Below are 24,461 nucleotides of genomic sequence, written 5' to 3' on the forward strand. Positions count from 1 at the left end.
CAACGATTAATTAGATCAACTAAACAAATCATAATACTCCTTATTCCAAAGTTTTAATCTTCGCGATTTTTCCTCCTTAATTCCACGCTGTAATACCCTTTGATTGTCAATGCAATTTTTGATGCATTTATCGAGACCGATTAGGTTCTTATTAACAGCGATACCTATTGTTCCATACATCTTCTTCAATGTTTTCGTAGCTGAATAAATTGGAACCCTTTCGTATCCAATAGCCTCATTTATTGCACATAATTGAGTATTCTCCTTTGTAGTAAAGCAAAAAATACCTGTGGCTCCAGAAAATAATTTTTCATATTCCTGATTAGCTAAAAACCCTGTCAATGTTACATTTTGAATACTTTCTAATCTATTCCGAAGTTCCAAGTCCAATTTATGTTTTGGCCCTGTGATGTATACAAAGCATTCGTTGTTTACAAAATCAGAAGACTCAAGATATGACACAAGAACTTCTAACGGTTCATCACTGGCAAAACTTGCAGGAAATACAAAGTACGGTATCAGTATTTTTTTCCTCTGAATCTGGCCTGTAGGAATTGCTGGAGGATCTGGTACAACCTTGGCCAAAACGTCAACCAAATGAAATTTTTGTTCGACTTCATCTTTAAAATCTTCATTGTGAAATAAAAGAAGATCTGGAGACTTAATTAATTGTCGGAAGAATGGAATTTTGGACCAAAAGTCCGAGAAGGTACCATTATGACAATCAAGTATGATTTTGAAGGAACCGATGACCCTGATAAATGGTATCGTATAAAGAATAATATTTGGAGGGCTAACCAATACTATTACTTCAATTTTTTTTCGTTCCTTATAGACTGCTGCAATGGTTTTAAAGAAAGCCATTAAGTAATCAAGGGGTTTGAAAATCTTACTTCTGAAAGTTGGGGAAATATGAATATCTCTTAAGCCTGTAATAACAGAGATTGAACAAGACCTTCTAATATATGACCCCCATGAAATTATCATATAGCAATCTTTAATTAAACCTGAACCAATTTATTTAGTTGACATTTACGATAAGCTCTTTCTCCTTATCATCAAGCTGTTGAGAGAGTAATAAACCGATGGTCAAAAAAACAAAAACGTTTCCCCTAAATCCCATCGCCGCTTCCGAATACAGGAAATTCACCACCCAACCTACAAAACCAATATAAACCACGTAATATTGTTTTAACTCCGTTTTCTGATAGCGATTTAATATTGACTTGGCTACTTTGTATAGAAACAAATAAAAAATGAACGCAATGATTCCAATTTGTCCCATCATTGAGCCAAAACCGCTTTCGCCCCCACCGAGTGATTCCAATAGGGGCGACGAATAATTGCCTGTGGCACCTAAACCCAATCCAAAAATATTACCTTTTAAAATGATCAGTAGGCCAGAGTAAAGTCCACTAATGTGAGAAAGTGGGCCTATTCCGATACCTAAATAATAGATTATCGCTCCAAAGACAAAAAAGGGAATCAAAATCAGCAAAATAAAGTATGCCCTTTTAGGTATGAAGTTATGAAACAAGCACATAAAAAAAACGATAATAAACCCCTTAGAATAAGTCAAAACTCCAACGATCAATAATAACGGACAAACAAAAAATTTAACAGCTGATTGCCTCGAAAAATAAGCAAAAGGGATTAGATAAATACAGTAGGACGCTAGTGGCTTGGTTTCTGCATAGAAGGAGACAATTCTTCTTGTTTTATCTCCTATTAAAGGATATAAGTCATAACTATAAAATTTTCCCGATGACTCAACACTTAACTTTCCCGCAGCAAACAGATCCCCTTTATCCTGCCAGTATCGCGGAAGGTGCATAAGGTCATCCCAAAAGGTTATATCTATTAAGTATTCGAAAAGGCCAAAAACCGCAATTGGAATAAATAATATGTAATGCCATTTTAGGTACTCAGACAAATTGAAATTTTTGAATAAATTAATACCTATAACGAACGCTGAAATAAGCGTTAGTATCTTTCTTAGGGCCATAATACGGAATGAGATTTCAGCTCCTGTAATTACAAAAAAATCAAAAAGCAACAGGCCTATCATTAGACCTATTGTTATTAAATAATTAAATGAACCAAACTTTAACTTGCCATTCGAAATAGCCAATGTGCCCAATAATAATAGCAAGACATCATTGATAGCAGGTAATTTGAAAAATATTGGGTTATAAGTTAAGCGATATAACAAAAGGCTCGCAAATGATGAGATATGGGTGCTTAGAATCAAAATGATAACGACTAACCTTTTCACCCTCTTCCTAAAATTGTCAATAATTGTTTTGTTATGCGATATGACAAGAGGTAGATACAATCATGTATATAACTTATTGTTAATCGCTTTCTATAAGTAAGGAGTGCAGACCCAAGATATGAATACGGCACGTAGTAAGAAGGAACTCTCAAAAACCTTCTAAATGCCTTGTTCCTAATACGAGCTGTCAAATCAAGGTCATTTTTCTCAACAAATCGATCCAGCCAAACAAAATAGTCTATACATGCACCTATTTTCCTACGCACTATTTCATTCGATATGTTAGGGGAAATATTTTCACCACTCCTCCTCCACTTTACTCTTGCGCCTGAAATGGTATGGATACCTTTTGCAAGACCCAATTTCATCCATGTTGCATCATCACTAAACCAAGCCAAATCAAATAATTGGAACCCATTGCACTTCTGATATGCGGATTTTCTAAATATATACTCAACCACGTAGCTTTTGATATATCCCCTTGATTTGCCTTTAAAGAAAGCCTCAACAGTCATATGATGGTCAAAACATAAACCCCTCTCTATTATTTCATCATTTTCATCAATTACATCCACATTCAAGTGAAAAAGATCAACAGCATCTTTTAATTGTAACTCATCGTAAAATAGCTGAACACAATCGGGGTCCATAAGATCATCATCTGAAAACAACCAAATCCACTCCTCATTTTGGGTCAATCCAATACATCTTTCCCAATGACTGACTAAGTTTTGGGATCCTAAGTTTCTCTCAAACCGTCTGTAAACGATATTTAAATGATCCTTGAACTCTTTAACAATCTCTTCCAGATCGTGAGGACTACAATCATCCCCTATGTAAACATTGAAGCTTTTATTAGACTGATTGCTTAATGAGCGTAACGTTGAACGCAAGAATGTACGCTTATATGCAGGGATAACAATTGCCAGGTTGATATTTAACATCCTTCGTAAATTATAGCTTTACCTTTTTTTAAAAACTAGATCAACCAAAGGTTTCATTTGGGAGGTTCTAATTAGGAACACACTAATCATTATAAGATAAATCAACCCAAATAAAATAGATTTTAACACCAAGCTGGCCAAAGGCTTTAGCTCACCGGAGTATTGGCTAAATAATTCGTTCACCAACAAAAAAGAAACCGCTGATATTACAAAAACAGGAACAACCCTTTTAAAAAAAAGTTTAAATGAATTGACCATCATGATCCGAGGAATGTAATAGAAATAATAGGTTAACATCTGAATGCTGATATAAAATGTATAAGCAAAAACCGCGGCCCTATAATCCATAATTGGAATCATGTACCAGGCCAATATTAAAGAAAGCACACAACCAATTGCCGAGCTTAGGGCAATAACTTTTGTTTTTCCAGATGCCAATACAACAGATGAAATCGCGGATATATGTAAATAGAAGCAGGTGATCAGGGCTACATTTAGCCAAGCTCCCAAATTCGTAAATGTCGTTCCAACATATAGCGTCAGTACTTCTTGAGAGTTCAATACAAGACCGAAAATAAGCAGACTTAAAAATATTGTTATGTAAAGTGTCCCATTCTCAACGGTCTTCTTAAGCTTTTCGAAATCCTTCTTTGCATAATACTTGGATACTTCCGGAAGTAAAACCTGCATGAAAATCCCACCAATCACTACCAGGAAGGACGAAATCGTTTTAATAATTTGATAATCCGCAACACTCTCAACTCCAATTTCACTTCGAGCACCCAATAATATTGGCTGAAGCTCTAAAGCTGAAAGCTGAAAAACAGCCATCGCAAAAAGATTTAGGCTATAATGGAATACTTCTCTAAACTTATTCCAATCCCATTTTGGTCTAATAAAATCAAGTAGTCGTAGTCCTACTGTTTGAACCCTGACCAAAATTACCACAATTGGTCCGAGAGCACATGCCGAATAGAACAAGAAAAATTGTACGAGGGTAAAATCAAAGTGAATGCTCAGTATGGTCGCTAATACAATTAACACCGTCCTTACTATTTGTGCTTTATTGACCCATCCCACTCCCTCGTAAGCCGTAATGATCTGAATAACTACAAAAGATGGCCAATTAATTAATGAAAACCCCGAAAGGATGATCATCATGTAGAAAAATTGAGAATATAACTCATTGTCAAAGTCAAAAAAAACATTCGAATAAATGCCAAAGACCGATAGTATTGTAACATTGATTATTCCTATAGCCAAATAAAAAACGATACTTGACCTGGCTACTGACTTAATCTTTTCAAGATTGCTTTCAGCAAACCACATTGAAAAATATCTTATTGAACCATTATTCAAGCCCATTTCCATTAGACGCAAATAAGCATTCAAAGAAAAAGCCAGAGCAAAAAGGCCATAGCCTCCTTTCCCAAAATGGGATATCAGCAAGGGGACAATAAAAAATTGTACTGCAGCGGTGGAAAATTTAGAGATAAGCGCCCAAATTGAATTTGAAAGAATTCTTCTGCTGGTGCTCATTATTAAACTCCTCTAAATTTTTTTTTGAGCCTTAAGAAGGTTCCCAGAAATTCCTTAAGAATTGTCAAACATTTTTTAAAGGGTACATGCCTATAAGAACTTAACCTAAATGTATTCAATGGCATTCTTGTTAATACCGTAAAGGCCAAAGCTCTTATTGAGTAATATTTCCTCCTGTGCAATTGATATGGCTGCATCTTCCCTATATCTTCCTTATTGAGATCAGCAGATGCAATGTGTGTATTGAGCATTTTTGTATAGAGCATTTTGGCTTGATCTGTTCTACAAATCACCAAGCTTTCACCCTTCCTCTCAGTAAAATCCGGGTATCCGTCTATCGTGTCCCAGGCATCTCCGACAGCAAAGTCCGCCATTATTCCTATGCCATCGGGGCAAATTTTACATCGGAAACAGATATCCTTACCCAATACCTGGCCCCAAGAATCATTATAACTTCTGCTATGCCTTACCCCTTTGTTATCCACAAAAGAAAAGTTGCCTGGCCATCCATCACCTCTATACCGTAAATTGTTGATAGGATAAGATGGATTGCTCATTGCTATCAATTTCTTGGTAGCATTTAAACTGGGTATTCCTGCACATAGGAGGGCAATAGTTACCCTAATTCGATCCTGAAATTCCGGATACCCTTTGATAAACCTCTTAATTGTTGCCACATCACACGGTTTTCCAACAAAACCGAACACTTCATTCGATCCATTTAGTATTTCGATGATATCATCGAAAATTAGTGAGGGTGCGTAACGGGAAGATGCATTACTGAGCACATCAGCGGAGGTCCTGGATCTTTTTAAGATATTCCTTTCATAGTCATCGTCATCCACTCCCACTTGAAGTATTGTGTCTACATACGACGATTCCAATAAATAGCTGGCTATAGCAGTAATAACCCCTCCTGAACTAGATTTTTGTCTAATCTCTTTATCCAGAGAATGGGCCTTAGTAATACTTAAGCTGGGGCCATACAATTCTGAAAAACTCTCTTTCTCTTCCTTGCATACCAGGTTAACCCCCGGGCATATATTCTCTATCTGATTCTCAATATTACTATCGTAGCGAGTAACATTTGGATGCAAAAACCCATCTTCCCCCAAAAACATATGGCTACCTTCTCCATACAGTGAAGTGCAAATGCCGCATCCGACACATAAACCAACTTTATCAATCTCTCTTACAACAGAAGGTTTATTCTTCTTCATTTCTTCAACTCCTCCGCCATTTCATTAATCAATGATTCGATGCTAGGACGGATTATGTCCTCATCTGATTTGGCTATAATATTCTTTAATTCGACTCTATTCAAAAAAGCGTTTTTCACACCTTCAATTAATTCTTCATCATTCGACGTCATGCAGTTTCCAATAAATGAATATTTCAATGTATGCTCAAACAATCCAATGAACTTTCTACTATATGCCATCGGAAAAACAGGTACTCCGGCGGAAAATGCTGCAATACAAGAGTGCATTCTTGCGCCAATAAAAAAATCCATTCCGGCGATATATGACTTTGCGTCAATGGCACTTTTAAAAATCGGAGCTAAGAGGAGACCATCATGGCTATTAACGATTTCCTCGCATACCGGAACATCTCCCTCGCCACTTTTCGAAGTATCAACAACATGTGGAATAATGTGCAGCTCTACTCCCAATCCAAGAAAATATTCTATTATTCGCTCAATCACATCACGATAATTCACTTTCAAATTGAACTGATTCGATTGAGTATAACCACCTTTCCAAAGCAACCCCGAAACATTTAACCCTACCTTAATGAGATCACCTTCCAATTTTCTCTGTTGAAATGGTAATAAAAAAGCCATATCAACGGACTTATTAATTTCTTTCCCTGGAAAATTTTCTTGTGCATATTCGAAGCTCTGTTCGTCTCGGGCGTATATAAGATCAATCGGCTCCAACGCCTTTTTTGATTCAGACAAAGCCTTACTTGAAAAGAATGGCCCTATGGTTTGTGGCAATAAAATTTGCCTCTTTTTTAATAATGACAGGAATATCTTAGAGTTAAGGATTCGGTAAAACCTTTTATTTCCATAAATGTCTGAAAAGCTATCACCTTCCCCTACATCAAGAATTAAGTTCATCGTGCTAATTCTGCCCAGTCCATATTTCCGGGGGTTCAAAATATATTTTACCACGGATTTAATGGAGAAATAATCAAAAGCCATGATATTATCGAATTCTATTTCCTCCCCATCCAAAACCACTTTATCTCTATGGGTAATTGATGAGCCAATAATGGTAAGCTCAATTGGAATGTTCGCCAACTTAGCACTTTTATCGAGCAACGCTATCGCCGAATATGCCAACGCTGACACGCCTAGATTGGGATTATATGGATTGGCCCAGATAATACCTACTTTCAACTTTTTATTCATTGTCCCAGAATCATTCATTATCCAAAAAGGAAACTATTAGAACCCAAAGAGCACTTAACGTAAAACCTCCGAATAACATTACAATCATCAAAATAGACAATCGGATATTACTTTTTTCCGAAGGAATGTCAACAGGCTCTAAAATCGTAAATACAGGGGTTTCTTCTTTAACCTTTATTTTTGCTTGCTCCAGTTGACTTGCTAAACCTTTAAAAACCTCAAAGGCTATATCAACTTCATTTTCCAGACGATTCTGCTCTATTTGTACCAATGAACTTGTCACATTCCTATTTCTATCTGAGTATATGGCCAATTTTTGTTGTTTCAGACCATATAGCCTTTCTGCTTCCCTATAACGCTCCTGAATAAACTCCATACTGATTTGAGCTTTTTCGATCTTATACCGAATTACCTCATTCGTCAACTTGTCTACCACCATATTAGCCAGCACCGCGGCCGCATATGGGTCGGGCATTTCAACCTCCACCGAAATCACACCATTTTCGGGGTTAGTCCCAATCTCAATTCTATCAATCGTTTTCTCAATTATCTTCGCCTGCTCTTTTGATAGTCTCACATACTCTCCATCAGTAGCTTCAGAAACTTCTGGTTTAGTAGCATTAAGCTTTGATTTTATCTTACCAGGAAGACCAACGGTATATTCAAAAAGGAGACCTAACAATCCAGGAGAATAAACCTCTTTAAAATATATAAAGGAAGACATGGTTGTATCCAAGCTCTCAAAACGAATGGGTTCATTGATGAGTGAATACATAAATGGCTTACTTGAAACCAACTCAGGATACAAACTAGGAGAAAGACCCCCAGCTGATCCTGACATTGAACTTAAATCAATACCCGCAAGTCCAGCAAGACCTCCCAAAGTACCCAAATTGCCCAGGCCACCTTCCTGAGTCTCCGGCAGAAGCTTACAGGTTGATGTATACTCGTCCTTCGATGTAAAAGCTACAAATAGACCAACCAGTACGAATATCCCAGTAAACTTGGCAATGAACTTCCTTCTGGACCAAATATGTTTCGCCAACTCCACCAGATCAATCTCATCATCGTAGGTAACTTTGCTTTGCTTTTCTTCGCTCATGATTCCTGCGTTATTTAGCTACCAATGTATTAATGACTAATGCCAGCGTACCTAAGCTGGTCGCAATCCCCATCCATTCTCCCGGTGTCATACGGACACGCTCTCGCTTCTCAGGAACAATGACCTCTGCTCCGGCTGTCACCGTAGGATAATCCTTAAAGAATAAGAAGGACTTCGTCTTCTTGGCGGTCCCATTGGCATAGATCACATAGATCTTGCGCTTCATGGCCCGGTCTCCAAACCCACCGGCCTTGGCTATGTAACGCCCCAGGGAGGTAGAACCATCATAATGGATGGTACTCGGATAGAGCACCTTACCTCTCACCTTGATCGTCTCCAGTTGCCTTGGTACATTGAGAATATCTCCTTCCTTCAAGATAAGGTCATACTTGGACCCCGGATTCCTGACAATCTCGTCCAGGTAGATACCAATGGTCTCCCTACCTTTGAAGTCCAGCTCATTGTCCCTCAACAACGTATCACGTTGATAAAGGGCTGTCAGTTTCTGCTTCTTCACCTCGGTCACCTCGTCACGTGACTCCTCTGAATCCGGATTGTACTCTGATAACCTCACTAAAGAAGCGCCTTCTGCATAAGCATATTGATTCAGACCTCCAGCACGCTTCAACACGTCGGAGATACGTTCATTTTTCTTTTCCAGCACATATTTCCCCGGGTATTCCACCTCACCTACAACCTCCATCATTTTCTGTGTATTGAAAAAAGGTGAAGTTCGGATCACTACCAGATCAAATGGCTCCAACACAAAATTGGAAGCCTCCTCATCGATCTTCAGATTGGCACTGATCGAGAAGTTGAAGATCTCAGCGCTGTATGTCTCACCTTTTGGGTCATCATAAATTCTTCTCGCTACCTCAACGAAGGACTTTGCAGCACCCTGCTTGAACCCTCCTGACAGGTAAATGAGGTTTTCCACTGTCATTCCTTCGAAATAGTCATACTCGCCCGGCATCCTTACCTCACCCTGCACTTTGATGTTATAGTTTTCTCGCAGATCAAAAATGGATCGCACCTTAATCAGGTCTTCGCTTTGCAGCTCCATGTCAAAGCCACCCTCTACCAGATCCTTAGGACTGAAAGCGATGTTGCTCAAGGTAAAATCTCCATTTTCACGAACGATCAATGCCTGCTCCCTGAAAACATCTCCCCGGAATCCATCAGCAGCATTGATCAGTTCCGATAGCATCATCCCCTCTGCAAACTCATATTCCCCCTCATGATTCACGGCACCTTCTACTCTTACACGCCCTTTAAACTTTGAGGAAATCACTCCAACTTCTGCATAATCTCCATTCTTCAAAGTGAGACTTTCAAACTCTCCGGAAAAGACGGTTTTGACCGTTTTGAAATTTTGCTCATTTCGTTGCAGGGAGATACTCCTGGTGTAGGCCTCCATGCCAAAGCCTCCCGCAAACTTCACGAGATCTGCCACCGTCTCCGTTTCCAGCATTTCATAATAAGCCGGCCTCTTTACCTCGCCGTTGATGCCCACCCTGATGCCATATGGCTGCACCAAAATCACATCCTGATCCTGAAGGGCAATGTTTTCTCCACCACCTTCGACGATGTAACTATAAGCATCCAGGTCAGTCACTTTCTTACCGCCACGAAATACCGCTATCGTCCTGAGTGATCCATTTTCTGATGGCCCTCCTGCCACGTATAAGGCATTGAAAGCGGTAGCAAAAGAGGACAGGGTGTAGGTACCCGGCTGCTTCACCTCACCGACCACGTTTACCTTGATGGTACGTAATTTCCCCAGCGTTACCTGGGCGTAAGTATTGCTCCCAAGCGTACTGTAAATAGCTCTTAATTTTGATTTTAGTTTGGTATCTGCCTGCTCAATGGTCAATCCATTCAAATAGATGGGCCCAACACCCATGATGTTCACATTACCATCCGGGCTAATAGGTAACTGGTAGCTTTGCTCTGAGGCACCCCAGATATCTATCAGCACCTGGTCACCCGGCCCCAACAAATAATTTTGAGGCGTGGCTACATTCAAAGAGGGCTCAAAGGAAAGTTTCTTATTGTTAAAGAAATCCGTGCCAAAAACCTTCAGCTCCAACTCTTCCTCAGCGGTACCTTCCGCCACTTCAACCGGCTTGTCAATTTTTTCAGGCATCTGACGCGAGCGATCTTCTCCCACTTCTGCCATGGTCGTTTCTGTACTTCCTGATTTTGACTGTACCTCCCTGATTCTCTTTCGTAGTTTGGAAATCTGTGCGGAACTCATCCCACGGGCTCTGGCCATTTGCTCGAGCTGTTGCTCTGTCATGCCAGTAGCAGCCGCACGCTCCAGGTACATCTCGATCTGCGCATCGGACATGTCGTCTACATTCACATTCTGCAGGTTGTCCGGATCAATCTGACCCAGCACCTGAACTATATTGATACCGATTAGTAATGCTACGAATAAGAGTCTTTTTCCCATCATCAATTTTCTTGGCTGCAAATATATAGCGTGCAGATAACTTCAATCCCTTTAATAGGCTTAATATCAGGGCTTATCCTAGCCGCCGTTAAACCCGACAGCCATGCCCCAACAGCCGACCCTCAAACAATGGAAAATGTTGGAAGGGAGGTCGAATTAATTTTTAGCAGGCGTTATTCGCCTTGAGGAACTCCAAAAATATTAACAGGAAGTACTGATGCTTTCGTTAATAGGCATTCTCATTCCCGTTAAGGATCGAGTAGATGGTCAGCACCAGGATCTTAAAATCCAACCAAAGGGACCACCTTTTTACATAGAAGCGATCGAGCCTTACGCGGGAACTCATATCTGTATGGTGTGCCGTCTCTCCACGGAATCCTTTGGCCTGTGCCAGCCCGGTGATACCCGGTTTAATGGCATGACGTTGCGCAAACTTCTCGATGTAGGACTCGAACGATTCGTTCAGCTTCAGCGGATGAGGCCTTGGACCTACCACCGACATATCACCGATGATCACATTGATAAATTGAGGAAGCTCATCGATGCTGGTCTTTCTCAAGATGGCGCCGACTTTGGTAATGCGGCTATCTCCTTTAGTGGCCTGCTTTGTATCGGCCTCCGCATTCACTTTCATGGTGCGGAACTTATAGCAGTAGAAAGGCTGGTTACCACGTCCATGTCTCAACTGTTTGAAAAATACCGGGCCTCTGGACTCTAGTTTGATCAATAACGCCACAATGGGTAACAACCACGGAAATATCAACACCGCAAAAATACTTGCAAATAACAGGTCAAAGGAACGTTTGAAAAATCGGTTAATCCGGTAATCAAGGGGAATCTCATTCACGTTAAGCACGGTAGAGCCACCCACATACTGTACGCCCATGCTCGGGCTACTGAGACGAGAAAAAGGTGAGATCATTTTGAGCTTGACCAGGCGACTTTCCGCCAGGTTCATTACCTGCTGTAGCTGACGATCGTCAAACTGCTCCATCGAACAAAAAATGATGTCTATCGGATGATCCTTGATAAAGCGGTCCAGGAATCCGAGGTCCGTCCAGTTGGTGTCTTCATGTACACCAATGAGCCGGTAACCAAGTCCCTTATCCTTTTCAATGGTACGGAGCAGATTCTGAACAGATCTCCCATTACCCAACACCACCGCAAGCCTTATATTATATCCCTTGGTTCGGTAATGCCTGATCATGAAGAGCCAAAGCACCCTCCAGCTAATAAACAGGGCACCCATAATGGTGTAGGCATAGAATATATGAGACCTGGGGTAGTAATCCGGACGCAGGAAGAACCATACGGCAAACCAGGCTCCCACGTTGAAAACTACTGCAGTAAGTGCATCATTGATATGCTCGGGAATTTTCCTTTCCCGGGGCATTTGTCCCAACTTAAAAAAGAGGAAAGCTACTATCCAAAAGATATTCATGAGCCAATGGAACAACGCAGACGGCTCCAAGGCAGGATAATGGACCCCAAAGACAATCCAGTTGGACATATAAAAGCCAACATTGACACAAATCAAATCCACCATTAAAAAAACAATGGGGAAAAACGGAGAGAATCTATGATCGCGAGTCATTCCTAATAGCGGTTCCGGATACAAATGTACGACATCCGTTCTGAAGAAACTTTCAAATTGAGAATTAACTGAATGTAGATAATTTTTATTGCGAAAATTTCAAAATCACTCTCTAGAACAGTATTATTTTGTTTTTAATGCAATAAATAGCGTATGTACAGAATCCCATTTTGACGAAAACAGAAGCTTTCTATGAGCTCCGATATTATTAATTGTTGACCAAGCCCTTAAACAGATGATCATACTCCTGTGCAATGCGCTCCCAGGTATATTTTTCTGTGATTCTGCTTCGGCTTATCACCCTCTTTTCTTCAATCATGCCTTCCTGATTGTCCAAAAATGCAACCTGATCGACGATTGATTGTATTTTCTTTTGGAAATAGAAACCATGTTTATCATCCAGAAGTACCTCCCGGCTAAAAGGTGTATCCAGCGCCAAAATGCAACAACCATAAGCTAATGCTTTGAGCAGAGTAGGATTCGTGCCTCCATATTCATGGCCATGAACGTATATATAGGCATTGGAATAGAGTTCCATTAACAATTCCTGATCCTTTACATATCCGGTAAAAATTATTTTATCCGAAGCAAAGGATTTGATATTTCTTGCATACTCGTCTTCATAAGGCACATCACCAACAATGACGAGCTTCTTTTTAGATGAAGTTTTGGAAAAAGCCTCAACGATCAGGTCTGCATTATTATCCGGAATTAATCTACCCACAATCAGATAATACTCTCTCGGTATTATCCCTATTGACTCTAACCGGTCCGCCTGACGACTTTCTTTCAAATGCGCACCATATTCAATCACCACGGAATCCTTGTTAAATTCTTCCAGGTAAATCCTACGCATTTCTTCCGAATCCGAAATCAATTGATCAAATACTTTTGTGGATAACCTGGAGGCCCAATAAAAATACCTTGCCCCAAAACCTTTCCATTTGGGCCTTTGCCATTCCAGTCCATCTGTAATGATCGCAGTTCGTTTCCTGAATAACTTCGTCAACAATCCAAAGGGTCCATTGGCTGTATTGACATAGAGAATAATATCAAACCTCAGAAAAAGGAGTGCATGCAAGGTTGCCAAAAAACTATTACTCAATTGAGATAATGCTTTGGTATCTACGGTGGGGATATAGTGAATATGAATACCATTGACCTCTTTAGGTCTTTCGGTATACAAATGCCTATGCGCATAAACATGGATTTCATGTTTCTCTTTTAATAATTCAAAAGTCTCTTTAACAAAGGTTTCATAACCTGAATAGACATAAGGATAACCACGTGAACCAATTATTGCTATTTTCATATAGTCGCCTCGATTAAAATTTTAAATAAATTTTCCGAGCTTCTTCCCCAAGAAAATTTATCCGCTACTCGCAAACCCTCTGTAATTAAGTTTTCCTTTACTCCTTCGGAATCAAGCAACTCAAGGCCGTCTTCAATGGACTCCAAACTATTGGGATCCACAAAAATAGATGCCGTTTCAAATAGTTCTTCAAAAACAGGAATTCTTGAAACAACCGTTGGGGTTCCAAGAGCCATAGCCTCTAAAGGAGGCAAGCCAAACCCCTCTGCAAAGCTTAAATAGCAAAATGCCATAGCTTCTCGTATAAGGACACCTAGTTGATCATCAGGCACATACCCAATAAATGAAACATGCTGGGTATCGACAGCCTTCAATTCCGAATACAAAGAGTCTTTTTGTCCAGCAATTACCAGTTGCGTATCCTTGGATTTACAAAAATCTCTGGTTCCATTAATTAGACCCAATATGTTTTTCCGATCATTTAGTCTTCCATAATACAATAAGTAGTTTTTCAAAATTCCATACTTCGCTTTAACATCTTGATAATTGAAATTATCTATTTGCCCAAATCTTCCGAGATCAACACCATTATATAAAACCTTCACCTTAGCTGCTCCGCCATACCCATTCCGAATCAAACGTTGTTTTTCTGTTTCAGAAATTGTGATTATCCCATTTGCATTCTTAGCCGACGGCTTTATGAATTTAAAATATACCCTTTCGATCCAAGAAAAATACTCCGGAAAATCGTCAAACAGGACATCATGAATAAACAAAACGTAGTTAACCCTTGACAGAAATGGTCCGAAATTGTGAAGTAATAGCACATCATACGCTCTACTTTTTAGCCTGAATGTTAGAAATAAATTTGATAACAAATTGATTCTAGCCCATATATAGGATACTTTAAAACCCAAAGCAGAATACCTTAAACCATTTTCCCTATCTCTTGAATCAAGTAATAATTCAATCTCGTTCTCCTCGTCAATATAATTTATCAGATTAGACAGATATGCTTCAAGCACCACCTTACCACTTATTGGGCCTGAAAAAAGCCATTTTGCATCAATCAGAATATTTCTTTTCACACTTTATTCAATCATCCGATTCAAACCTTGAACGCTCCCAATTTCTATAACTTTCCCTAACGCGTTGAAGAATAAAGCCTTTTTTATTAAAAGATGGAATTTCAAATTGCCCGGGAAGATTGACAATAAAGCTCTTTGTTCTGTCGACTGTTTTCTTATTCAACTCTTCATCTAAAGGCAAATTTGATATTTTTCGTGCAGGACTACCCACATAAATTCCAGATTCCGTAATGGTTTTGTTAATTAGGGAATTCGCTCCAACTATCACATCTGAACAAATTTCTACACCGGGCATAACTATGCTATTTACTCCGATGTAAACATTATTATTTACCCGAATGACTCCATACCTAACCTTATCATAACCCTTAATAATATTAGAATATGAACTATCATGATTTACAAATCGTACACCCGATGAAATTATCACGTCTGATCCAATCTCAATCAAATATGCCGTCCAAGGTTCATAGAGAAAACCGTACGCATCAACTATTTGTACACGTTCGCCCACTTTTGCTCCTTGCTTTCTGAGGCTCCTTATGAATCGATTGTTACGGTTGTATTTCTCCTTTAAAGCCCAAAAATGTTTCTTGATAAAATCCAAACCTTCACCATTAAATTATATATGACTAAAAAATAATTCGATGAGTTTTAGCTCTTTGGCTTGAACGATTTCATTTTCAGCCAATCCGTCGTAGATATTGTACACATTATCCTTTATTGTTTGTCCCTTCTTACTTCGGCTGATGGCTATATCAAGGGCCTTTTCAATTGTTAAATACATTGGTATTTCAGATTCAAAGTCCTTTATATAGTCATGCGGGTTCCTCAACTGACGCACTGTTGACTCTAAAAACCCTAAATGCGCATCTTCAGACCAAAGAACTGGTTGAGCAATAATTCCTCTCAAGATATCTGTATAACGAAAAGTAACTGTTGTAGGCAGATAGAGCAATGGAAAGAAAGTCTGATCGATCCAGGTATTCTGACTATTAAATGGAGTTACACAGTTTTTCTCAAGAATTACCGGAGGTCTTTTGGAAAAAGCTACATGCTCATCCGAAACCAATCGATATATCGCATCCACATCTGGGTCTTCATCAGCCAACCCCTGCCAAACCCCCACTGTTGGTCTACTAATAGTAGAAGTTGGCAAGGGCTCCAGATTTAATATCTCTTTAAGAGGCAATCCTCTAGGCCAAATCCTATGATTTGTAAATAACTTATAGATATTAACAAATCCAGATTCATTTATTGATTGGGCCTGGTCAATTTGCTTAGGGAACCCCCAATTACTCAAAGGGATATTGTCGTCATCTGTATCTACAATACCCGTTGCCCCACTCTGAATAGCATAAACATATCCTAACATTTTTCTGCAATAGTGATTAAAGGGCAAAGAATTGGCGAATTCTGAATAGAGTTCCATTTGATCCTTCACGCTTAAGAATACTGCGCCCTCGCATACCCAATTCTCCGGAGATTTCTTATCCCCAACAACCACCACCCTGTTAGGTTGTATTTCAGCAAATTTTTTGACGGCCTCAGTTGGCTCAAAAATTGAAGTAATTATGATAAAATCCATTCCTCTTTTATTTTCGAAATATTATTATATGTTAGTTTGTTAAGCCCTTTAAAATATTGATGTGCTGACTCATCTAAACCTGAAATTTTCTGAGATTTTTCCAAAAAATCAGAAGTCGAATAACACAGTTCATTATCAATTAACTCTTCATATAAAGGATGAAAATCGATTAATGGTATTCCTCCAGATCCAATAATATCAAACAAAACTCCAGAAATAAAATAATCAGAATACTGCCTTGAAACAGGCACATAGATAAGACCTACCCCAATTTCAGCCTGATATTGAGCATCACTTAAATATTCATTCGTAAATGTTATATTGTCTGATGATGATAGCTCAGCTAAGACCCCTGCATCAACTTTGCCTTTAAGATAAAAATGGAAATTGCCATTAGTACTCCGTACCAACTTAATCGGATTCCTTTGATCATTAATGTGACCTAGCACTTTTATTGTTTTCTGATCAAAATTCATGTTTCTCTCAGCAACTGAATAAATTCTATCATGAACCACCAATCCACTTCTATAAAATTGGTCTTTATGGTAACTATTCGTGAAAATGACATGTTTGGCTTTTTCAACAACCCTTAAAAACAACCCTTTAAATATTCCCTTTTCGAAATACTGGGCTGAAATAATACAAACCGAATAGTTCTTCGCAAATAATGTGACAAACAACCAAAATGGAACATTCCCCTGAGACAGAAATAAAATTTTTTCCTTTCTGTAGCTCCATAATGAAAGCATATAATTATAAAAAAGACCAACCCATAAAAATAACTTCCTTACCGGCCGTCCCTGTGTAGAACTCATTTTGGATTGAATATTCGCAATGACTCTGTTATGCAATAATCTACACTCTGAATCCTCGCTTTCTAATAGCTTCAGGTAATGATCTTGAAAACGCAAAAAGTGCCCCTTTGAATCAAATGCCGGGTCGAAGAGATAAATCGATTCCAAAGTTATTTTAATTGCTGGTAATTTGATTGAAAAACTGATTGTAGATTCTTAGCACATTTTCGTATTGAAAACCTGCCACAGTATCTCTTGTTATAGTATCGTCAGGTCCATTGATTTTCACAAATAACTCTCGCGAATATATTAAGTCTATGGCTCTAACAGCCTCTTTCAAGTCCGAATCTTGATAAAATGCTCCATTCACACCTTCGGTAATTAAATTGACGGCATTTCCATTTCTATTTGAAACTATTGGAATCGAATTGTTTAATAACTCGATGTAAATGCGACCAAATGCCTCGAATTTATAAGGCAAAATTGCAAAATCATACTGATCGAATTCAATTGAATCAATTGGATGATATCCTATAAGGTTGACTTTACCTGGAAATTTAGCGGCAATTGATTCAACATCGTCTACCTGGATTCCATCACCGTAAATATCCAGGGTAATATCCTGGCCGGTTACAGCATTATAATTATGAATTATTTTAACAGCCTGAAGCGGTTGTTTGGAATCGTCTAATCGCCCTATGAATATTGCTCGATTATTCCTTTTTCTTTCGCAATTATTGCTACAGATGACTTCCTTCAAAATTGGGTTTGGCAATACCTCCTTCTTTATTGGAAAATCCTTAAACTGATTTTGAGTCAATACCGAATTCGAAATCAACACATCAAAACTGATCAACTCCCTTTTAATATCTATTTCCAATTGCCAATCAAATTGTTCTGAAAAATGTTCTCTACAGTGGTAAACCACTCGTTTCGCAATACCAAGCCTTTTCAGGTAAAGGCCCAGATAAGGAGTAAATGTATTACTGTAGGCCAGATCATATTTGCCTCTACTTCTTAAAGTATTATAGTTCAAGGTTAGTATTAGCAGGGTTAGAATCCTTTTTATGCTTGAATGCACAAATACCTTCCAGGCTGGCTTATTTTTACTTGACACAAAATGATAAAGTGGTAACCTAATCACTTTGACTCGGTCCAAATTAATAATAGTGGCCAACCTTCCTTCACCAGGAACGATTAATGTCAGTTCGTTATTCAGAGAAAGGGAATTAATCACAGGAGCAATACTCCTTTCCGCTCCATAACCATCTACCGTAGGCACTAAAAATACGATTTTTAACGCTTTCAACTGCATATATTTAACTGTTTTCAATTCCGCTTGCAATTACAAACGACATATACCCATAAATGAAAAACTCAGTCATATTATAGGATGCCAACATTGATGCAGTAACCAAAAGAACAAATCCTATCTTTTCATATTTAGAATTAATCTTGCGATAAACTCGATAATAGAAATTTCCTAAGGCAAGCAATCCCACGATTCCTAAATCATGTGCAACTTGTGCTATTCCTGACCCCAACCAACCCTCTGCTCCAAATATGTGATGTGAATTACCAAATTGGGTACTAAACAAGGTATCGGCGCTGAAAATCCCTTTACCAAAAATTGGGCTTTCAATAAACCCTTCAAAGGCAATAGTATACGCATAAAACCTACCAAAAGCAGAGGCATTATTAAATAATTCTTCTAAAAAACTATATAAGAACTTATATGATAATACAAATAAACCTATGCTGCTAGCAATCGCTAGAAATGCAACCATTAAATTCAGGTAGCTCATTCTAGCTTTTTCAATTACCCAGACTTGAAAAAATGTAAATAGCTTTCCCACTATGAAAAGAAGGATCGCTGATCGAGTAAACGTCAAAATCAGACCGGATAATAAAATGGATTTTTCTCCTTTTGTCAGATTATTTAAAAACAAAGTCATTAGGCAAATCTGAGCTAAGAAATTCGGTTCAAATGTGAGCGATCTCATGGACGGAATTAACCCTTCTCTATGCCCTGGGGCAACCAAACTTGTTTTCAAACCAACAAAATAAAGTGCTAACCCAAATAGTCCGATAAAAATTAAAGCAAGCGTCATCCTTACCCAAAGCTTATCTAGTTCGCCCACCCGATAATACTTATTAAGTACACAAACAAGCAGAAGCAAATCCACATATCGGATAACGAAACCTAAAATAGACGCAATATGATTTATGCTTCCATTATTAACTAATTCTGAACCAATAAGTGCAAGTATTACCAACAAAAAGCTTTTTGTTTGGTCAAAGGCCAACCGAAATTTATCGAGGTTATCAAATGCCACAATTACGAAAACAGGCATTAACCAGAGATACAAATCGTACCCCATGAACTTGGCATCAATGAAAACCACTGCAAAAAGCAATGGAAAAATGAAATAAGTATCAATTGCCTTTTTAGGCATTATTGCAGGGTTCAAACTATCTTAAGTTTCTTAACCATCAAAAACTTAAACAAATTTTCCACGATTAATACTAGAGCAATAGCATAAGCGGCGCCCTGAACTCCAAATTCAGAAACCAAAATTAAATTTAAGCCCACTGAAAGTACCACAAAGATTACGGATATATTCGTTATTATACGATCATGACCTGTCATAATTAAAGTTATGCCAACTACCCCGGTAGCCATATTCACAAACTGGCCAATTGCTAGAATTATTAAAAGCGGATATGCACTCAAGAATTCTTCCCCCCAAAATCCAACAAGTACTTTCCCGTATAAAACAAACATCCCTAAAATTGATGCGCCAGTTACCAGTAACAAACCAGAGGTACGACCAATCAGCCCCTTCAATTCATGCCTCTTTCCTTGATTGTACATTTCCGCAATTTTAGGTGCAAGAACTGAACTTACTATTTGCAACAACAATACCGTTGTAAACGCCAATTTTTGAGCAATAGAAAAGAGCCCAATCTCTTCAGCACCACAAAAAAAACCAATAATAAAAGGTGAAATAACTAAAGTTATATTCGCCGTTATCGAGAGCAGAAAAAGTCTCGAAATAGATTGTTTTAATTTTTTAAGAATGTTTTTGTATGGAAACCTATACTCGAATACATGCTTCCAATATGCTAGAGATACAATAAAGACAACTATTCTACACCCTAGAAAAATTATCGCTATGTCAAGTAATTCAATCACACTAACAGACCATGAACAGAATAAAATAATGCCAATACAAATCAGAAATACTCCAATCACCTGATCAAAAAGATTACCCTGCCACACCTTATTAAATCCATTTAAGGCCGCCGAAATATTCTTTGTTAATGATTGTAATACTACGCTTATTACAAATAGGGCAAGAGGAACCTCAATAGAGGAATCAGAAAAAAAAATACTCGAAATGAAAGGAGAACAAAGAACAAGAATCAGCGATAACAGAACAGATATTCCCAAACAAAAGTATTGGGTTGATAAAAAAATATTCGAAATTCTTTCCAGTTGATTGCCCGCTTTAGCAATTGCTACCTCTCGAGTTATTATGTGAGGCATGCCAAAGGAAAACAAAACCAAAATAAAAACAGAAAGGTTATTAATAAATTCAAACCTTCCAAAATCCTCCAAACCTAACTCTCTGCCTAAATAAACACTAATCAAGAAGCTACTACAAACGCCTATTCCCTTCAAAAAAATTGAGATGAATGTATCCTTTAACATAAATTGGCACCAGTATAGTACGTTAAACCTTCAATTCCTCTCTCAATGAAGGAAGCACCAAATTCGTGACAAAAACGAAACCTGAACCACTGAGAAATCCTGCAATTAAGGCAATCAAGAGCATTACTAGCCTTTTGGGACTTGCCTTTTTTAAAGGAACTTTGGTAGGTTCTAATACGGTGAAAACCGGCTTATCTTCATTGATTTCCAACATAACCTGTTCCATTTCCCGTGCGAGCTGATCAAATACACTAAAAGCCAAATTGTAACTTGCTTCTAAGCCTTCCTCTTCTGACTTTGCTCTGGAAGTATTTACGTACTGATTACGATCTCGAAAGACAGCTAATGCCATTTGTGCCCGTTCGAATTCTTGCTTTTTATTTTGATATTGTTCTGACACATATTTTAACTTGTTTTGTTTTTTGGATAGGACGTAATTTTCCAAATATTCAGTGATGTAAGTTTTTGTAAACCTTACGATTTTTGCGGCTACCATAGGGTCTTGCATCTCCACTTCGATCTTGATTACTCCGAGCTCCTCATCCCTATCGACTTGAATACGGCCTAATAAATCTTCCACTATCTTCTGTTGTTCTTCCGTTAAGACTATTAAATCTTCCTTTAACATCTCATTGATGAATTCTTTATTGCCCTTTTCTTTGTTCAACCAATTTAGGATCGTAAAAGGAAATTTTACTATTTTCGACAATATCCCCTTTTTATAATGCTTTAAATAATAGTTGTTAAGGGTCATTGAGTCATTTAAGCTTGGAAAATAAAATCTCTCGCTCAACAAAGACATTAGGAAAGGAGTGCTTTGCGCAACACTGCCATAAATTCTTGGATTTATCATCACTTGATCTCCAGTCATACTGCCCAAATTAAATCCAGCAAGTGATGCAATTCCACCGATAGGTCCTCCGACTGGCATCTGACTAGAATTATTTTCGGGAATTAGCGTACAAAAGGTCTTATATTCGTTGGGCGTAGTAAAAGCGATTAGAAAGCCTAAGAGCAAAAAGACTCCAGTCCATTTCAGTAGAAAATTTCGTTTTAACCAAATAACATTCACCACCTCAAGTAGGTCTACATTATTTTGTTCATAAATTGAAGAACCTTTACTCATAAGTTAGTTAGCCAAATTATTAATAATCAACGCCAATGTGGCCAATCCTGTACTGATGCCAATCACTTCCTGGGGCAGCATTTTCCTCCGTTCCGGTTTTTCCGGGATGATAATCTCTGCTCCCGGCTCCACATCCGGATAATTCTTAAGCCACAAAAAACTATTCGTCTTGTCAGTGGTCCCATTGGCATAAACCACATAAGCCCTTCGCTTCCTGGCATCTTCTGTAAAACCTCCCGCCTGACCCACAAATTGCTTCAAAGAAGATGATTTGCTATATCTCACGATTCCTGGTCGTAGCACCTCTCCCCGTACTCTTACTGTTTGTAATTTGCGAGGCACATTCAAAATATCTCCGGACTTTAAGATCAGGTCATATTCAGATCCCGGATCATCCATTATTTTTTTCAGCTCAATCCCTATCGGTTCTAATTCTTTGAATTCTTCTTCTCCGCTATCTACCAGCGTATCACGCCTTATCAAGCCTTCCAACTCCTCCCGTCTCACATCAGCTACCGTTTTATTCTCGTCTTCCGCTGCAAAGTAATCCGACTTACGGATCAGGGAAGCCCCTTCCACAAAAGCAATGCTTGTAAAGCCACCGGAACGTCTGATCAAATCAGAAATACGCTCCGTTTTACTTTCCAAAGCATATTTCCCGGGAAACTGAACCTCTCCATCAACCTGTACAATGGCTTGTCTTTCATAGAAAGGGGATTTGCGAATGACCACGAGATCAAAAGGTGCCAGTTTAAATGATGATGCCTCCTCAGAGAGTCCCAGGTTTTCACTGATCGGAAAATTGTAAACCTCAGATGCCTTCGTATCCTCATCAGGCTGACTGGTCACCCTACGAGAGATCTCCACCACAGAGCGTGCTGCGGCTTCGCTAAATCCTCCGGCCAGTAATATTAAATCTTCCACGGTCATACCACTTACAAAAGGAAAATCTCCTGGTGCCCTCGCTTCTCCGTCAATGGTCAGAATAAGCGCCTCACGCAGATCAAAGATGGATTGTATTTTGATCAGGTCCCCGCTGTTCAGTTCAAAGTCGACAGACCCTGAAAGAACTTCAACAGGTTCAAAAGGTATATTGGATAATGTCAAATCTTCATTTTCACGGATGATCAGGGCACGCAAAAGGAAAGCATCCTTTCGCAGGCCATCAGCCAGCGCGATTGCATCTGAAAGCTTCATGCCTTCCTGTAGCTCAAAAGACCCAGGATGGTTCACTGCGCCTTCTACCCTTACCCGGTTCACAAAATAATTTGATATTTTGACGATCTCTACTTCGTCCCCATCCTGAAGATTCAGGCTTTCAAATGCTCCTTTACCCACTGTCCTAATGGTCTTAAAGTTTTCCGCATTACGCTGCAACGAAACACTTTTGGAATAGGCCTGGCCATTAAAACCTCCACAAAAATCCAGCAACGATGCCAGCGTTTCATCCGCTTTTACTTCGTAGATCATCGGGCGCTTCACCTCTCCGTCAACTTTTACATGAGCAACATAAGGTTTCACCAGCACCACATCCTGATCCTGGAGTTTGATTGCTTCACCTTCGCCATAAATCAAAAATTTGTAAGCATCCAGCTCAGCTACCTTTTTCCCATTTCTAAATACAAAAATTTCCCTTAGGGAACCAGACTCGCTCGGGCCTCCGGCCTGATACAGCGCATTGAACGCCGTTCCAAAAGAGGATAATTGATAGGTGCCGGGTTTTGCAACTTCACCAACTACATTAACTGATATGGTCTTGATCTGACCAAGAGACACCTGATAGAAAGTATTGCTACCCAGGCTGGAGAAAATAGATTTAAGCTTTATACCCAGCTTGGATGCTGCCTTTTCTACAGTCAAGCCATTAAGGTAAACCGGTCCCAGCCTCGGAATGAGGATTGAGCCTTCAGGAGAAATTGTTAGTCGATAGGTGACTTCAGAAGCCCCCCAGATATCAATGATCATTTCATCTCCCGGGCCTAACAAATAATTCTCAGGAGTCGGGATATTCATGCTCGGCTCAAAAGTCAGTTTACCGTTGGTGAAAAATGCCATGCCAAAAATTTCAGATGGCTCGTCAAGGGAATCAGTATGAATATAAAGATCTGCATAGGGATCAAAATCAGTGTTAATCTCCTCAGCCACTTGAGGCAGCCTTCGAACCCGAGCATCGGCATTGACTTGTCCGGAAACACTTGCAGCGCCTCTTTGTAAGGCTCTGGCTTTCAATTTGGCAATCTGGGCCGGAGACATCCCCCGGGCCCGGGCCAATACCTCGAGCTGTTGCTCGGTGTAGCCACTGGCCTTGGCCTTTTCTAAAAAATTTTCAAGCTGTTCATCTGTCAAGTTATCAACCTCAATATTTTGAAGGTTCGCAGATGTGCCTAAATTCTGAGCACCCAGATGTGTAGCCACACATAATATGACCATCATGGCAGCCAGCTGGTTCTTAATCATCACTGTCATAGTTAGCCGCAAATATAAGTCAGCATATTGGTGATATGGAACGTTAG

General features: G+C 39.1%; 19 protein-coding genes. All 19 read right to left on the reverse strand.

Annotated elements, in window-relative coordinates; genetic code table 11:
* Positions 1 to 15: 15 nt before the first annotated feature.
* Positions 16 to 864 (reverse strand): hypothetical protein, encoded by an 849-nt coding sequence (locus tag NXR94_RS00890; RefSeq protein ID WP_258102667.1) that lies wholly within the window; start codon positions 862 to 864, stop codon positions 16 to 18.
* 157 nt (positions 865 to 1,021) lie between these two features.
* Complete coding sequence (locus NXR94_RS00895) at positions 1,022 to 1,933, reverse strand: hypothetical protein (protein WP_258102668.1); 912 nt, start codon at positions 1,931 to 1,933, stop codon at positions 1,022 to 1,024.
* Between the two features lie 338 nt (positions 1,934 to 2,271).
* On the reverse strand, positions 2,272 to 3,219 hold the full coding sequence (locus NXR94_RS00900; RefSeq protein ID WP_258102669.1) for a glycosyltransferase family 2 protein: 948 nt from the start codon (positions 3,217 to 3,219) through the stop codon (positions 2,272 to 2,274).
* A gap of 18 nt (positions 3,220 to 3,237) precedes the next feature.
* Positions 3,238 to 4,380, reverse strand: coding sequence for a polysaccharide biosynthesis C-terminal domain-containing protein (locus NXR94_RS00905; protein ID WP_258102670.1), 1,143 nt, complete (start codon positions 4,378 to 4,380; stop codon positions 3,238 to 3,240).
* A 380-nt stretch (positions 4,381 to 4,760) separates the two neighbouring features.
* Positions 4,761 to 5,978, reverse strand: coding sequence for a Coenzyme F420 hydrogenase/dehydrogenase, beta subunit C-terminal domain (locus tag NXR94_RS00910; protein ID WP_258102671.1), 1,218 nt, complete (start codon positions 5,976 to 5,978; stop codon positions 4,761 to 4,763).
* On the reverse strand, positions 5,975 to 7,174 hold the full coding sequence (locus NXR94_RS00915; protein ID WP_258102672.1) for a polysaccharide pyruvyl transferase family protein: 1,200 nt from the start codon (positions 7,172 to 7,174) through the stop codon (positions 5,975 to 5,977). The genes NXR94_RS00910 and NXR94_RS00915 overlap by 4 nt, the downstream gene beginning before the upstream one ends.
* A gap of 10 nt (positions 7,175 to 7,184) precedes the next feature.
* Positions 7,185 to 8,276: a Wzz/FepE/Etk N-terminal domain-containing protein gene (locus NXR94_RS00920; protein ID WP_258102673.1), complete on the reverse strand. Its 1,092-nt coding sequence runs from the start codon at positions 8,274 to 8,276 to the stop codon at positions 7,185 to 7,187.
* Between the two features lie 10 nt (positions 8,277 to 8,286).
* Entirely contained in the window at positions 8,287 to 10,734 is a 2,448-nt protein-coding gene (locus NXR94_RS00925) for an SLBB domain-containing protein (protein WP_258102674.1), read from the reverse strand.
* Between the two features lie 223 nt (positions 10,735 to 10,957).
* Positions 10,958 to 12,325 (reverse strand): exopolysaccharide biosynthesis polyprenyl glycosylphosphotransferase, encoded by a 1,368-nt coding sequence (locus NXR94_RS00930; protein WP_308706253.1) that lies wholly within the window; start codon positions 12,323 to 12,325, stop codon positions 10,958 to 10,960.
* A gap of 208 nt (positions 12,326 to 12,533) precedes the next feature.
* Entirely contained in the window at positions 12,534 to 13,637 is a 1,104-nt protein-coding gene (locus tag NXR94_RS00935; RefSeq protein ID WP_258102677.1) for a glycosyltransferase, read from the reverse strand.
* Positions 13,634 to 14,725: a glycosyltransferase family 1 protein gene (locus tag NXR94_RS00940; RefSeq protein ID WP_258102678.1), complete on the reverse strand. Its 1,092-nt coding sequence runs from the start codon at positions 14,723 to 14,725 to the stop codon at positions 13,634 to 13,636. Before NXR94_RS00940 ends, NXR94_RS00935 begins: the two co-directional genes overlap by 4 nt.
* A gap of 7 nt (positions 14,726 to 14,732) precedes the next feature.
* Positions 14,733 to 15,332: an acyltransferase gene (locus NXR94_RS00945; protein ID WP_258102679.1), complete on the reverse strand. Its 600-nt coding sequence runs from the start codon at positions 15,330 to 15,332 to the stop codon at positions 14,733 to 14,735.
* Positions 15,333 to 15,347: 15 nt separating this feature from the next.
* Positions 15,348 to 16,313 carry an STELLO glycosyltransferase family protein gene (locus NXR94_RS00950; RefSeq protein WP_258102680.1) on the reverse strand — a complete coding sequence of 322 codons (966 nt, stop codon included), beginning with the start codon at positions 16,311 to 16,313 and terminating at the stop codon, positions 15,348 to 15,350.
* The gene (locus NXR94_RS00955; RefSeq protein WP_258102681.1) at positions 16,298 to 17,128 is read right to left on the reverse strand and encodes a hypothetical protein; all 831 of its coding nucleotides are present in this window, start codon (positions 17,126 to 17,128) and stop codon (positions 16,298 to 16,300) included. Before NXR94_RS00955 ends, NXR94_RS00950 begins: the two co-directional genes overlap by 16 nt.
* 154 nt (positions 17,129 to 17,282) lie before the next feature.
* Entirely contained in the window at positions 17,283 to 18,422 is a 1,140-nt protein-coding gene (locus NXR94_RS00960; RefSeq protein ID WP_258102682.1) for a glycosyltransferase, read from the reverse strand.
* A gap of 4 nt (positions 18,423 to 18,426) precedes the next feature.
* Positions 18,427 to 19,563, reverse strand: coding sequence for an O-antigen ligase (locus tag NXR94_RS00965; RefSeq protein WP_258102683.1), 1,137 nt, complete (start codon positions 19,561 to 19,563; stop codon positions 18,427 to 18,429).
* Between the two features lie 11 nt (positions 19,564 to 19,574).
* Entirely contained in the window at positions 19,575 to 20,822 is a 1,248-nt protein-coding gene (locus NXR94_RS00970; RefSeq protein ID WP_258102684.1) for a lipopolysaccharide biosynthesis protein, read from the reverse strand.
* A 22-nt stretch (positions 20,823 to 20,844) separates the two neighbouring features.
* A complete protein-coding gene (locus tag NXR94_RS00975) occupies positions 20,845 to 21,948 on the reverse strand; it encodes a hypothetical protein (RefSeq protein WP_258102685.1) in 1,104 nt (367 codons plus the stop codon).
* Positions 21,949 to 21,951: 3 nt separating this feature from the next.
* Complete coding sequence (locus tag NXR94_RS00980; RefSeq protein ID WP_258102686.1) at positions 21,952 to 24,405, reverse strand: SLBB domain-containing protein; 2,454 nt, start codon at positions 24,403 to 24,405, stop codon at positions 21,952 to 21,954.
* Positions 24,406 to 24,461: the final 56 nt, after the last annotated feature.

This window comes from Marinoscillum sp. MHG1-6 (assembly GCF_024714475.1).
Classification (GTDB): Bacteria; Bacteroidota; Bacteroidia; order Cytophagales; family Cyclobacteriaceae; genus JAMZMI01.